Source organism: Leptospiraceae bacterium (assembly GCA_024233835.1).
Taxonomy (GTDB): Bacteria; Spirochaetota; Leptospiria; order Leptospirales; family Leptospiraceae; genus JACKPC01.
The window spans coordinates 1006633-1020518 of sequence record JACKPC010000001.1 but is presented as its reverse complement, the minus strand read 5'-3'; the positions used below and the strand labels follow the sequence as shown (position 1 = coordinate 1020518).

Genomic DNA, 13886 nt, shown 5'->3' with positions numbered 1-13886 from the left:
TATGTGGCTATCTTTCGTTATGGCTGCAAGCCCTGTTTTTCAAGTTTTGCTTTTTACAGATGATGAGACTTTCCTAAGAACCTGTAAAAAGACCTTGCAGGACATGATTCCCCCTATAAAAATAAAACATTGCCATTACGGAACCTTCCCTAAACTTAAAAAAGAACCTATTATCCTGATTTATGATGAGAGCACAGCAGCGAAAGGAATAGAAGAACTGGTTCAGCTTAAAAATAAATTTCCGGATATAGGAATCCTGGTATATTTCCGGGAAAATACGGATTTTTTAATTTCTTTAATTAACCAGCCGGTAACATTTCGCTGCATTTCATTTCCTGTTAAATCCTCTACCTTACAGACTGAATTGAAGAAATTGCTTTTAAGTTATGAACGGAAAAAAAAGAAAAAGAGCAGGATACTCGAAGAAGAAAATAAAGAACTCGGCCTGGCTCGTGAAATCCAAAAAAGTTTACTTCCAAATACTTCTCCGAACTGGAAAGATCTGGATATCGAGTTTTATAGCGAACCAGCAAGGAATGTGGGAGGAGATCTGTTTACTTATTACGGAAACAGAAACGATAGGGCACTCATCAGTAAACATATTATTGCAGTTGGAGATGTTTCCGGAAAAGGAATTTCAGCCGCTCTTCTAATGGCAACCTGTCTTTCAAGAATAGATATGGCCATGCGTTTACAAATAAAATTGACAGAGAAAATGCAATATTTAGATTCGATTTTAACACCCTATATGAAACCTCAAAAACAAAATTGCGCTCTCTGCTTGATGGAATTTTCCGGAATCAATACCGGTCAGGCCATTGTACGGATTGTGAATGCAGCTTGCATCCCCCCCTTCTTAATAAAAAAAGATGGTAGTCTGACCTGGATAAGAGCGAAAGGCTTTGCTCTCGGGCAGGGCATTGGGACTCAATTTGGATATAAAGAGCATAAACTCTCCTTAGAAGATGGTGATACATTTGTCCTGGTGAGTGACGGTGTCATTGAAGCAAATAATGAAGCTTCTGAATTGCTCGGCTTTGAAAGGTTTGAAACGATTTTGAAGTCGGTGAGTACGAACAAGTCAAAAAAAATATTAGAATACATTCATAAGTCAATTCGTCAATTTTCCGGTAAAGCTGAAGTTCATGATGATTTGACTATAGCCGTAATACGTTATAATAAAATTTTGGGAAGAAAACATGATAGAAAATGATAAATATAAGTGGCAGTATACGTTTTTTTATAATTATTTGGAACAACTAAAACTGGCCGGTTATACAAACAAAGAAATCTGTAAAGTAGCCTGGAAGCCCTATCTTATAGACGATTTAAAAGTTATGGGTGAAGACCGGGATTTAGATTTTCATAAAGTACTTTTAAAACCGGAAGAAGTTGATACATATCTTCAAAAAATTCCAGATACAAAGATCAGTATCGATGAAGAATTTTTCAGGAAGCGTAAAACGGTAATTTTATTGGTACCGGGCTTTACCCATCATACCTTAAAAAATCTTTCCCTGCACGAGCAAATCGAAAATCCTAAATCACCGCATCAAATTATCCACTTCAAATTTGGGAAAGATGGAAAAACAGTAGAAGAAAAAATTTATAATGAAGGACAGGGTTTAAAAATTGCTTACCTGGCTTACCCGAGGGCCAATGCTCATTCGAGTCATGTAATCGAACCCCTTTTCCGCTTAATACACGAATCAAAAACAATTCGTCGCTGGGCGATGGAAGAAAATCAGAAATTTGTATTTTTAGGTTACTCTTACGGTTCTCCTTTGAGTCTGGAGCTTTTATCTGCCTTAAATCAGGGAAAATATAAGGATGAGTTTATCTTGAACTCCACCAAAGCTTTCTTTTCTCTCTGCGGAGACATAGGAGGTTCTTACCTTGCTGACTATGTAATTGACGAGACTTCTAAATATAGTATATACAGAGCTTTGAAACTTGCTAAACGTTCCAGGCTTATCGCAAAAGTCTTTGGTTTAAAAACTAAACAGGATCTGGAAGATATAGCAGAAGGAGCCAGGTCTCTCGGACACGAAGAAAGACAAAAAGCACTACTGGATTTTAGTTCTAAGATGCCTTCTAACTTAAAATATTTTTCCATATCTTCCTTCTTACCTATGGAAGATTATGTAAATGGCTTATTCCGTAACTTTGATGATTGGTCGATGTATAAACAGGCTCTGGCTTCTAAAGATATTTCTATTTATAACGATGGACAGGTTGTTTTAAAAGATACTATAATTCCAAAATTTAAAAATGTACCGGAAGGGAACATTGTAAATTTGGGTGCTGTTCGAACTCATCACTGGGGAGTGAGTTATAAAACCTTTAACTTCGGTAATAATAAGTTTCCGAGAGTTCCTTTTTATCACGCTCTGATAAAAACACTTTTTCAAGCGGAACTTTCGTAAGCTAAATAATGAAAATTTTTAGTTTATTGTTATATTTTCTTTTTGCAAATTATCTATTGGCTTATGATGTATTTGTTGATAAAGCTTTAGATGAATATAATCTCAGTCAAAATCTGGAAATATTTATTGATAAAACCAGAAAAACAGGGATTGAAGATATCCAAAGTGGAAAATATGATAAAGAGTTTAAAAAGAACAATCAGAAGAATCCAAATTATGGAATTCAATACGATAGATTCTGGATACGACTCCAAATCGAAAATTTGGGTAATAAATCAATCGATCGATTTATTGAATACTCTTACCCTTTAATTGATGTTCTTGATTTCTACGTTTTTGAAGAAGGGAAAAACATACAAACTTTTAACACAGGGGATATGCGAAATTTTTCCAGCAGGGGAATTGAGACCAGTAACTTCGTATTCCCTCTACACATCGAACCCAATCACAAACAGACTCTTTACTTTATGGTGGAAAGTAAAGGGTCTATACAAATTCCTATAAGCATTTGGAAGAAAGATGCATTTATTGAAGCCGATGAAGATAGACAAATTTTTCTGGGTGCTTATTACGGAACTCTTGCTATAATGTTTTTATACAACTTATTTTTATTTTTTATAGTTAGAGATTTTAGCTATTTCTTTTATATCATTTATATATTAGGATATTTTTTCTTTCAGAGTAATTATAACGGTATGGTTTTGAAATACATTTTACCGGAGTACCCGGAACTCACCAATATCTTAATGCCCTTTAGTATTGGAATGACTTTATTTTTCGCATCTTTATTTTCCATGTCGTTTTTACAAACGAAAAACTATACTCCGTTTATGCATAAAGTCTTATACGTTGTGTTACTTCTTAACTTTTTTGTAATGTTCTTATCCCCTTTTGTTGATTACAAACCTATTGTTACAATAGCAACAGCCTCCGCTTTTCCTTTTATTTTATCTGTTTTGACAGCGGCTTTTATTGTTTTAAAGAAAGGCTTTTTGCCTGCGAGATATTTTATCTTTGCCTGGACTTCTTATCTTCTGGGAATGGCTATTTTATCAGGAAAACAATTTGGAATTTTTCCTGTAAATAACTTTACAACTTATTCTATACAATTTGGCTCAGCTATAGAGGTTACTCTTTTATCCCTGGGTCTGGGATACAGGATCAATACATTTATACAACAGAGAAATGAAGCCAGGTTAGAACAATTAAAATTGGAAAGAAAGAGTCAAGTAATAGAATCCGAATTATTAAATGCAAGGAAAATTCAGGAGCTATTAATTTCAAAAAATACTCCGAATAATCAGTATTTTTCTACTGCCTTATATTATCAACCGGCACATTCTGTAGGTGGCGATATCTGTGGTTTTCAGGAATTAGAAGAAGGAAAATTGGGTGCCTTTATTGCTGATGTATCGGGACACGGTATACCGGCAGCCCTTCTTTCCCTACTCATTAAACAACAATTTGACTATTTTTCTATTAAGGGTAAAACACCAAAAGATATATTAGAACAGTTGAATATAGAATTATTTGAACGCCTGGCCGGTCATTTTGTAACTTTCTTCTACTGCCAGATCCAGAATTCTTTAGTTCAATATGTAAATGCAGGCCATAATCCCCCTATTTTATATAAGCGATCAAGCGAAGAATATCATTTTTTGAGAGCAAAAGGTAAGCCTCTGGGAATTTTTCACAATAACTCTTTAGAAGCCGGGGAAATATTATATACATCGGGAGATAGGCTGGTATTGTATACAGACGGTGTAACAGAAGCCGGAGAAGAAAAAGATCAATTCGGTGAAGAAAGACTTGTAGAAGTGATAAAGAATACAATTAATTATACGGCGATAGACGCTCTGGATCTTTTAAAAAGGGAAATCATCTTACACGCCGGAAATAACTCCTTCGATGATATGGCTATAATGATTATAGATATGCACTAAGATTCTCTTAACTTTACTTTTATAGTTCTATAATTTATTACTTGCATTTTTAGAGCCAAAAACCTTTTATACGGATATGGATTCATTTATTATACAGGAAATTTCCGAAGAACTGAGGCTGAAGCCGGGGCAAGTAGAAGCCGTATTGGAACTATTAGAAGATTCAAATACAATTCCCTTTATTGCTCGCTATCGTAAAGAAAAAACCGGTTCTTTGGATGAAGTGCAGATAACGCAAATACGTGACCTGCACGAGAAACTAAAAGAACTCCTGAAACGAAAAACATCTATTTTAGATTCTTTGCAAAAACGAGAACTCTTAAACCCAAACTTACAAGAAGAAATTAAAAAGGCAAAAACACTTGCGGAATTGGAAGACATTTATCTTCCCTATAAACCAAAACGAAAGACCAGGGCTTCAATTGCTATTGAGAAAGGTTTGCAGCCCATTGCCCTCAGTATTTATTCCCAGACGAACTCTTTTAACCCTAAAAAGGAAGCCGAAAAACTTCTACAAGAAAAACCGGAACTTGAGTCTGTCGATAAGATATTATCCGGTGCCAGGGACATTATCGCTGAGATGATAAGCGAAGACAAGAAGACAAGAACTCTTCTTCGAAAAGTATATGCAGATAATGCAATAATCGAGTCTTCTAAAAAAACAAAAATTGAGAAAGAGGGTGCTGAAAAATACGAAGACTATTTTGAATTAAAAACACCCTTAAAAGACTGCCCGGCTCATAGAATACTTGCTATTTTCAGGGGAGAAAAAGAAGCTTTTCTAAAAGTTTCAGTAGAACCTTCGAAAGAAATTTGTTTATCAAGCTTAAAAAGTTTACACATAAAAGGACGAAACCCTTCCTCTGAAGAAGTGCTCCTTTCTATAGAAGATAGTTATAAAAGACTCTTGCAACCTTCTCTTGAAACCGAGTTAAGAAATAGTTTGAAAGAAAAAGCAGATATTGATTCTATCCAGATTTTTGCTGAAAATCTTCGTCAACTTCTCTATGCTGCTCCTCTGGGTAATAAGGCAATTCTGGCTTTAGATCCGGGCTTTCGTACCGGTTGTAAATTGGTCTGTCTTGACCCTCAGGGCAAACTTCTATATCATACAGCCATATATCCCCATAAACCCCAGGAAAGAACAGAGGAAGCTAAAAATATAATATTAGAATTAGTAGATAAATATGCAATCGAAGTAATTGCAGTCGGGAATGGAACCGCCGGTAGAGAGACTGAGTCTTTCGCTTCTTCCTTACCTTTTTTCAAAAAGCTACCTGTAGTGATGGTCAATGAAAGTGGAGCTTCAATATATTCAGCTTCCGAGGTAGCCAGGGAAGAATTTCCAAATGAAGATGTAACTGTAAGAGGAGCGGTATCTATAGGAAGAAGACTAATGGATCCACTGGCTGAGCTGGTAAAGATAAATCCGCGTTCTATCGGAGTCGGACAGTATCAACATGATGTAGATCAATCCTTACTCAAGAAAAAGTTGGAAGAAGTTGTAGAATCCTGCGTAAACCGGGTGGGTGTTGATTTGAACACCTGTAGCAAAGAGTTACTTGCCTATGTATCGGGTCTCGGCACTTCACTGGCTAAAAAGATAATTGCGTATAGAAACGATAAGGGAAAGTTTCAGTCGAGACAGGATTTGAAAAAAATATCCGGTCTTGGTGCCAAAGCTTTTGAACAGGCAGCCGGCTTCTTACGGATTCGGGCTGCTAAAAATCCTCTCGATGATAGTGCTGTTCATCCGGAGAGTTATGGCATTGTGGAAAACATAGCAAATAAAATGCAGACAAGTATACAGGAACTCATTGGCAATGAAAGACTTTTAAAAAGTGTTAAGCCACAGGACTTTGTTACAGAGACGATAGGGCTACCGAGTTTAAAAGATATTCTTTCCGAACTATCCAGGCCGGGCAGAGATCCCAGAGATAGCTTTGAATTTTTCGAGTTTGCCAGGGGAGTAGAAACGATAGAGGACTTAAAACCCGGCATGAATTTACCGGGCATCGTTACAAACCTGACAGCCTTTGGTGCTTTTGTCGATATAGGAGTGCATCAGGATGGACTCATTCATATCAGCCAGATTTCTAATACTTTTATTAAAAATCCAGCCGAGGTTTTACACCTGCAACAAAAGCTGAGGGTTAAAGTTTTAGATGTAGATGTTAAGCGAAAGAGAATTTCTCTCAGTCTGAAAGAAGCTTAATATTAAAGGGGTCTTATAAAGTATTATCTGCTTCTCTATATTCCTGTTTCCATCTTAGAAAACCTAGGATTGCTAATATAAAGAATAGAGAATATAATATAGTTGTATAATATAATTCTTTTTTCGCATAGACCCCTATGGCGATAATATCCACACTTATCCATAAAATCCAGGATTCCAACTTCTTTTTTCCCAGAAGCCACTGAGCAGCCAGACTTGCAACTGTTGTAAAAGCATCCGGATAGGGAAGGGAGGCATCTGTATAACGCTGCATTCCATAGCCAAGAAAAAATGTACCTACTACTATCAGGATTAACCAGGTATAAAAAACCTTTCCGAGACTCGTAATTTCTGCATCGTTCCTACTTTTTCCTCCGTAAAGCCAGAAATACCAGCCATAAAATTGCATGAAAATATAAACGATATGTAAGAGCATATCCGAGTATAATTTAGCATTATAAAATACAAATATATACAGACTCACCTGCACAAGGCCAGCCGGCCAGCACCAGATATTTTCTTTTATAGTTAAAAGAACACAAGCTAAGCCAAAAAAGGTAGCGATAATTTCTATTGTTGTCATAGAGAAGGAATACAGTTTGTTCCCGTAGAGCTTTGGGAATCAACAAAATATTGATTTGTTCAGAGAAGGGAAAACAAACCCGGAGATAGAAACAAATCATCTAAAGCAGGTTCCAACTGAAAACCCGGACTTAGTTCCATAAGGTAATATTAGTTAATAATTACTTTCGATTTTTTAGAAAAGATCTGACTTCTAAAATCGCATTTCTCCGGTCCAGTACCGTGCTTTCGGCTTTCGACTCCTCTGCATAGTTTTGAATCCGGATATGAATATCTTTTCCGTAAATATGCGTGGAAAGCTGGTAATCTTCTGAGGACTTTGCATTTTCCGAGCCTGAGTATTCCGAGCTATGCAAGAGATTCTTTTTCCGTAGAAGGAGTATGAAATTGGAAAACTCTTCTTCCGATAGCTGGAAACTCGCTTTTTCACCGGAACTTTTCTCTATACTCAGATTATTTTTCTCCATTGTATAAATTTCTTTAATGATACTTCCATTTTTCTTATTCGAATACAGAAGTTGAAGGGTAAAATCCTCATTTTGAGGAGAAGTCATTCCCTTACATTGAAGAAAGATTGATAAGGAAAGGAAAAAAAAGAATAAGATGGATCTTTTTCTCATCTTATTCTTTTACAAACCAGTGTACCTGTCCCGGCATTAGGTGGATATACAGTCCGTAGCGCATGAGATCATCGATACTACGGATATAATGGGCTTCTGAAGAAACATCAATAAAGCGAATATCATGGATTCCGTTTCTATCCAGTTTCTCTAAAATTTCATCATCAATTTCCAGTCTTCCCTTGATTTCGTGGGGATAAAAATTATAGATTAAAATCTCAAGATGAGGATCGTTTGTATCTTCTACCAGGGTATAGGAAACTACATCGGAAAGATCATACTCTCCATAGGGATGCAGGTGGTTATGATGTATTTTAAGTTTTTTCTCCTTCCGGCTGGCAATAGCCCGGAAAGCACGGATATAATAAGCCAGAATCTCAGATTTCACTTCTTCATCCGGAATTCTGGAAAGTTGCACCGGAACTTTATACTCTACACCCAGATCCTGACCATCGTGATACAGAATCATACCGGGTAAGAAACAAAGAAGGGAGAAGTCCGAAACCGAGTCCTGAGCGAAAGTCGCATAGGCTCTTTGTTCATCGTGGTTTTCTATAAACCTTAAAGACTTTTCCTGAAAACCCGGATCTGCATTTAAGTGACCGAGAATTTCTCTCAGATTTTTTTCTTTTAAGCGGTCATAGAGAGTTTTATCGTAGGTATAATCAAAGCCGAGGGTCTGTAAATGGTATTCGAGATTCCAGTATACTTCGGCGATGAAAATAAATTTCGGATGCCCCAGTTTAACGGATTGGATTAAATCAGTCCAATAAGGTTTCGCCTTTTTTCCGTGAGTTTTCTCAAAAATATCTATAAGGGGGAGCATGGCCATGTCGCAACGCACCCCATCACAAACGCTGGCGATTTCTCCTAAAATTTTCTTATGGAAAGCGAGGGTCTCCGGATTAGAAAAATCCCATTGAACTGTATCTGTCCAGCCATCAAAATAGGGGTCTTTTCCGTGATAAAAGACTTTTCCATTTCTTTCAAAGGAGTTCCGGCAGGCCGGGCCATTTTTTTGTAGAAATAAACCCGGATGAGTATCCAGAAGAGGAGTATCCACCGCCATGTGATTGGGAACAAAATCCAGAATGAGCTTTTTTCCCATAGCCTGTAGCCTGTCCCGAAATATTTGAATTTCTTCGAAAGATTTTGCACAGAGAGGGTTCGGCCTATAGCGATATATTGCGTAGGGAGAACCAATGATCTCGTTTTCTTTTAGATCCGGAAGAATGGTTTTAAAATCTTTCCTCAGACCCTCATGCTTACTGGCTATATTCACAGAGGCAGGAGAAGGTTCCCAGATCCCCATGAGCCAGATATAATCAGCTGCACGGATTTCCGGGCTTTCAAAAAAGCTTTCTGGAAATTCCGCTAAAGTACAGCGGTTTTCGAGACAAAAAATTCTTGTATTTAATTCGTAGATATAGCTTTGCTTAAACGTAATATATTTCATGGGAGACCGGCTTATTTTGAAACTAAATTATTCTTTTTATAAAAAAACACTATTTATCGTATTTTTATTTATATCCCTTTCTTGTAAAGAAAAGACACAAAACTCTTCTAACATTTCTGGAATAGTTAAGGATATTCCCTGGCAGGGAAATCCGGAATCTATCCCTCCGAAAATGAGAGAAACAAACCCTCTGGCAAACACATCGGCAAAAAAAGGTGGCTCTTTTAGGATTTATGCTCACCAGTTTCCAAAATCTCTAAATTATTATCTCGAACAATTTGCCACCACCGCCCAGATTTTTACCATGATGTATGAAACTCTCACCGCATATCACCCCGAAACTCTGGAAACCATCCCGCATATCGCAAGGGAATGGAAGATTTCCGAGGATAAAAAAACTTTCACCTTCCTCCTCGATAAAAATGCAATGTGGTCGGATGGTAAACCCATTACAACAAAAGATATTTTATTTACCTATGATACAATTATGAACCCTAAGCACGATACGGCTGTTTTTCGGATTGGACTTTCCCGCTTTGAAAAACCAAAAGCTATCGATGAGTATACCGTTGAATTTAAAGCAAAAGAAATTCACTGGAATAATTTTAATGAAATTGCAACAGGGTTTTTGGTTCTTCCCGAACACGTTTATAAGGGAATGGATTTTAACCGGGTAAATATTGAATTTCCGGTAGTTTCCGGTCCTTATAAAATCGTGGAAGTGAAAAAAGGCCGTTATATCAAGATGCAGAGAAGAGGTGATTACTGGCAGAGGGCGTATCCTTTTGTTAAAGGACGTTATAATTTTGATGAACTGGTCTTTAAGGTCTACAACCAGGAGAATATTGCACTTCAAGCCCTAAAGAAAGGAGACCTCGATATTTTCCCCGTGTACACTGCCTCTGTCTGGGCTACCGAAACAAAGGGAGATAAGTTCCAGAATAGCTGGATTATCAAACAGAGAGTTTTTAACCAGAAGCCGATTGGATTTCAGGGCTGGGCCATGAATATGAGGCGGGATGTATTCAAGGATAAACGAGTTAGAAAAGCTATGGCTCATCTGGTTCCGAGGAAGATGTTTGTAGAAAAACTTATGTTTAATGAGTATGAACTTACGGATAGTTATTTCCCCGATTTTTATCTGCTGGGTGAAAAAAATCCGAATGAACCCATAGACTATAACCCGGAAAAAGCGAGAGCTCTTTTAAAAGAAGCCGGCTGGAAAGCGAATCAAGAAGGTTATCTGGAAAAAGATGGAAAAAAACTGGAATTCAGCGTATTAGAACGTGACCAGAGAACCAGTAAATATATTACCCCTTTTATTGAAAGAGCCAAGCAAGTCGGAGTCAGGGTCAATATAGAGACAACCGATCTCGCAGCCTGGAGCCAGAGAATAGATAGTTTTGATTTTGATATGACCTGGACAGCCTGGGGTGGAGGAATTTTTAAAGATCCGGAACCTTTATGGTTTTCGAAGTATGCCGATGAAAAAGGTCAGCATAACCTGCCCGGTTTAAAACTTCCCGAAATTGATAAAATCATTGAAGAACAAAAAACCATATTTGATGTGAATAAGAGAAATGCTCTTCTGAAAAAACTGGATACGATTATCTATAAAGAATATCCTTATGTACTACTCTGGCATTTGAATAACACAAGACTTTTGTATTGGAATAAATTTGGAATGCCTAAGAATCCCCTGGGGAAATACGGTGGGGAGGGTTTTTCTATCGACTACTGGTGGTATGATGAAGGTAAGGCAGATGCCTTGAATAAAGCCATGAAGGACAATAAGGCACTGGAAAAAATTCCGGAAAATATAAAATGGATGGAGTAGATACCGAGGTTTAAGATGAAAAGGGCTATAGTGATGATATTTCTAATAATGGTTTATTGTAGCCCTCCTTCCTTTATCGGAGAAGACAGAGTTGATGTAGCTATGGTTGCTTTTCTATATCGCATCTCCGAACAAGCTCCGAAAGATTTAGTTTATACACAATCGGAGCTTCTTGGCTATACAGGAGTCAGTATCAGTAATTTGAATCCCACGGTATCGGGCATTGTGGAATATTATACAATAAGTCCTTCATTACCGGAGGGCTTAAGTTTTTCAAATACAACAGGCGTTATCAGCGGAACTCCCAGCTCTGCCAGTTCTCGAACAGAATATATCATTTCTGCTATCAATGGAATTGGCAGTGCCTCTTTTTCTATCTGGATAGAAGTACAAAAAACTATTACCCCCATTGCGTTTGCTTATAATCTCAGCAGCTATTCTTTTTATATGAATTACTCGGTTGGCACAATAACACCTTCAGTAAGCTCGGGTTCGGTGAGTTCGTATTCTGTGAGTCCTTCTCTTCCTGCCGGTTTAAATTTGGATACAAATACCGGTGCTATTAGCGGAACCCCTACATCCGCTCAAACTGCTTCTGTCTATACGATAACGGGAAGTAATTCCGATACTTCCTATTACTTTAGTTTATCGATTACTGTGAGTACGGGCTCTCCGGGGATCAATTATACGAATACATCTTATTATTTTACTTTAAATACAAAAGAGAGCCTTGTGGCCGGTCTCAGTGGTTTAAGTCCTACTTCCTGCACCATAAGTCCAACACTTCCTTCCGGTTTGAATATAGATAACTATAATTGTTCTATCAGCGGAACTCCTATTGTAGCTGAACCTTTGAAAGATTATACGGTCACTGTAACGAATGGACAGGGTTCTGCAACAATAGGTTTAAAAATAGGAATAAAAATTTGTTATACCTGGGGCTGTTTTATTGATAATGGTGATGGAACAGTTTCTTTTTCCGGAATCGGGATTGCCAGCTCTTATGATTATTCAGGTAAAAGTTTTACTTTTTTAAAATGTACTCAGGGACAGACATATAATTCTTCCTCAAATGACTGTACGGGAGCGGGCACGGCTCCTCTCTATAATGCCAGGCAGGTTCAATTTTGTACGAGTAACTCGGATGATTGTAATAATAGAGACAAAACCCAGCTTCTGGGTTCCGGCTTTTGGGGTACGGAGTCAAGTTCAGCTTATACTGACTGCAACGGGGTAAGTTTTGCAGGAAAGACCGGCTGGCGTGTGCCTAGCCATGAAGAGCTAAAAGCCACATTTCATTGCATTGATCTGAGTATGCCTTCTGACTTAAGTTCCTGTGCTACGGGTTCAAGTGCTCCTACAATCAATTCATTTTTTCCTAATACAGTTTCGGGGGCTTATTGGTCTTCTACAAGTTATAGCGGAGATAGCCAGAATGCTTATGTACTGTACTATGATATAGGAATAGATTCTTATGCTCTCAAAAACACATCTACTTTTTATGTTCGCTGTGTAACAGGTCCATGACAGAAGCTTTACGAACTGAAGTATTTAACTCTACTCATGCAATCGAAATAGAAAATGTAAATAAAATTTATCCTCTTTACGATAAACCTCTAAACCGCGTTAAAGAAGCCTTAAACCCCTTTCGAAAAAAATACCACCATGACTTTTATGCTTTATCTAATATTTCGTTAAACATTAAAAAGGGAGATACTATCGGGATCATAGGACAAAATGGTTCAGGCAAATCTACTCTATTAAAGATCATTACAGGTGTACTACAGGCAAGTTCGGGACGCGTTTCTGTTAATGGCCGAATTTCATCTCTTCTGGAATTGGGTGCCGGATTCAACCCGGAACTAACAGGTATTGAAAATGTGTATTTTAATGGAATGATAAATGGTCTTACAAAAAAAGAAGTAGAGGAAAAGTTAAACGATATTTTAGAGTTTTCTGATATAGGGGAATTTGCCTATCAGCCCGTAAAAATTTATTCGAGTGGGATGTTTGTACGCCTGGCATTTTCCTGTGCAATTTATATCGAGCCTGATATTTTGATTGTAGATGAAGCTCTTTCGGTTGGGGATGCCTATTTCCAGGTGAAATCGATAAATCGTATGAAAAAATTGATAGAAGCCGGTTGTACGGTTCTTTTTGTATCCCACGATCCAGGAACAGTTCGTACCTTATGTAAAACTGCTTATCTATTACACGAGGGAAAAATACTTCAATCGGGTGAACCTTTAGAAGTATTTGATTTTTATAACTCTCTTATTAGTTTAAAAGATAAAGAAAGAATTGTTGATTTTTCTAAATTAGAAAGAGATGAAATAGCTAAAATAGGAAAACGCACAGGAAATTTTAAAATAAAAATTGAATCTATTCAAATGTTGAATGAGAAAGGAAAGGTTTCAAAAGAATTTATTAGCGGTGAGAAGGTTGAAATTCTTATCAGGGTTTATGCAAATGAATCTGTAGAGAAGCCTACTTTTGGAATCGCTATCCGGGATAGGCTCGGGAATGATATATTCGGAATTAATAATATGACACTTCATCAGGATAGTATCAATTGTCTTAAAGGTAATTCTTATACGATTCAGTATTCCTTTCCTATGAATCTCGGAGCAGGTATATACAGCCTTACCGTGGCTATACACGGAGACAGAACCCATGTAGAAGATTGTTATGATTGGGTAAATGATGCAATAGCTTTTACTGTTATATCCTCTTCTGATTTTAGTTTTACCGGCTATTGCCGAATAAAACCTGACTTTTCTATTTCCGGGCCGGAATTGAATTAGAGA

The 13886-nt window shown here is 37.3% G+C and carries 10 protein-coding genes; 7 read left to right on the top strand and 3 right to left on the bottom strand.

Translation table 11 applies throughout. The annotated features are described in order from the left end of the window. Position 1: 1 nt before the first annotated feature. From H7A25_04700 to H7A25_04685, 4 genes are all read left to right on the top strand, one after another. Entirely contained in the window at positions 2–1213 is a 1212-nt protein-coding gene (locus H7A25_04700) for a SpoIIE family protein phosphatase (protein MCP5499176.1), read from the top strand. Next, complete coding sequence (locus H7A25_04695; protein ID MCP5499175.1) at positions 1200–2426, top strand: hypothetical protein; 1227 nt, start codon at positions 1200–1202, stop codon at positions 2424–2426. Before H7A25_04700 ends, H7A25_04695 begins: the two co-directional genes overlap by 14 nt. A gap of 8 nt (positions 2427–2434) precedes the next feature. Continuing rightward, on the top strand, positions 2435–4369 hold the full coding sequence (locus tag H7A25_04690) for a SpoIIE family protein phosphatase (GenBank protein MCP5499174.1): 1935 nt from the start codon (positions 2435–2437) through the stop codon (positions 4367–4369). A gap of 76 nt (positions 4370–4445) precedes the next feature. Then, the gene (locus H7A25_04685; protein ID MCP5499173.1) at positions 4446–6584 is read left to right on the top strand and encodes an RNA-binding transcriptional accessory protein; all 2139 of its coding nucleotides are present in this window, start codon (positions 4446–4448) and stop codon (positions 6582–6584) included. Between the two features lie 13 nt (positions 6585–6597). Here H7A25_04685 and H7A25_04680 read toward each other — a convergent pair whose 3' ends face one another. The 3 genes from H7A25_04680 to H7A25_04670 all read right to left on the bottom strand — a co-directional run bounded on the left by H7A25_04680 (position 6598) and on the right by H7A25_04670 (position 9242). Beyond that, on the bottom strand, positions 6598–7167 hold the full coding sequence (locus tag H7A25_04680) for a nicotinamide mononucleotide transporter (GenBank protein MCP5499172.1): 570 nt from the start codon (positions 7165–7167) through the stop codon (positions 6598–6600). Between the two features lie 160 nt (positions 7168–7327). Then, complete coding sequence (locus H7A25_04675) at positions 7328–7786, bottom strand: hypothetical protein (GenBank protein ID MCP5499171.1); 459 nt, start codon at positions 7784–7786, stop codon at positions 7328–7330. 1 nt (position 7787) lies between these two features. Next, positions 7788–9242, bottom strand: coding sequence for an alpha-amylase (locus H7A25_04670; GenBank protein ID MCP5499170.1), 1455 nt, complete (start codon positions 9240–9242; stop codon positions 7788–7790). On the opposite strand from H7A25_04670, the gene H7A25_04665 reads away from it, so the two are divergent. Genes H7A25_04665 through H7A25_04655 form a run of 3 tightly spaced genes read left to right on the top strand, consistent with a single transcriptional unit; the run spans position 9241 to position 13883 of the window. After that, a complete protein-coding gene (locus H7A25_04665) occupies positions 9241–11079 on the top strand; it encodes an ABC transporter substrate-binding protein (GenBank protein ID MCP5499169.1) in 1839 nt (612 codons plus the stop codon). The two genes, H7A25_04670 and H7A25_04665, sit on opposite strands and share 2 nt — an antisense overlap. Before the next feature lie 33 nt (positions 11080–11112). Further along, positions 11113–12606 carry a putative Ig domain-containing protein gene (locus H7A25_04660; protein ID MCP5499168.1) on the top strand — a complete coding sequence of 498 codons (1494 nt, stop codon included), beginning with the start codon at positions 11113–11115 and terminating at the stop codon, positions 12604–12606. Then, positions 12603–13883, top strand: a complete 1281-nt coding sequence (locus tag H7A25_04655) for an ABC transporter ATP-binding protein (protein MCP5499167.1) — start codon at positions 12603–12605, stop codon at positions 13881–13883. Before H7A25_04660 ends, H7A25_04655 begins: the two co-directional genes overlap by 4 nt. Positions 13884–13886 lie beyond the last annotated feature (3 nt).

Coding starts and splice junctions, on each gene's coding strand:
- H7A25_04700 (MCP5499176.1), top strand. CDS start 2: ATGTGGCTATCTTTCGTTATGGCTGCAAGCCCTGTTTTTCAAGTTTTG.
- H7A25_04695 (MCP5499175.1), top strand. CDS start 1,200: ATGATAGAAAATGATAAATATAAGTGGCAGTATACGTTTTTTTATAAT.
- H7A25_04690 (MCP5499174.1), top strand. CDS start 2,435: ATGAAAATTTTTAGTTTATTGTTATATTTTCTTTTTGCAAATTATCTA.
- H7A25_04685 (MCP5499173.1), top strand. CDS start 4,446: ATGGATTCATTTATTATACAGGAAATTTCCGAAGAACTGAGGCTGAAG.
- H7A25_04680 (MCP5499172.1), bottom strand. CDS start 7,167: ATGACAACAATAGAAATTATCGCTACCTTTTTTGGCTTAGCTTGTGTT.
- H7A25_04675 (MCP5499171.1), bottom strand. CDS start 7,786: ATGAGAAAAAGATCCATCTTATTCTTTTTTTTCCTTTCCTTATCAATC.
- H7A25_04665 (MCP5499169.1), top strand. CDS start 9,241: ATGGGAGACCGGCTTATTTTGAAACTAAATTATTCTTTTTATAAAAAA.
- H7A25_04670 (MCP5499170.1), bottom strand. CDS start 9,242: ATGAAATATATTACGTTTAAGCAAAGCTATATCTACGAATTAAATACA.
- H7A25_04660 (MCP5499168.1), top strand. CDS start 11,113: ATGATATTTCTAATAATGGTTTATTGTAGCCCTCCTTCCTTTATCGGA.
- H7A25_04655 (MCP5499167.1), top strand. CDS start 12,603: ATGACAGAAGCTTTACGAACTGAAGTATTTAACTCTACTCATGCAATC.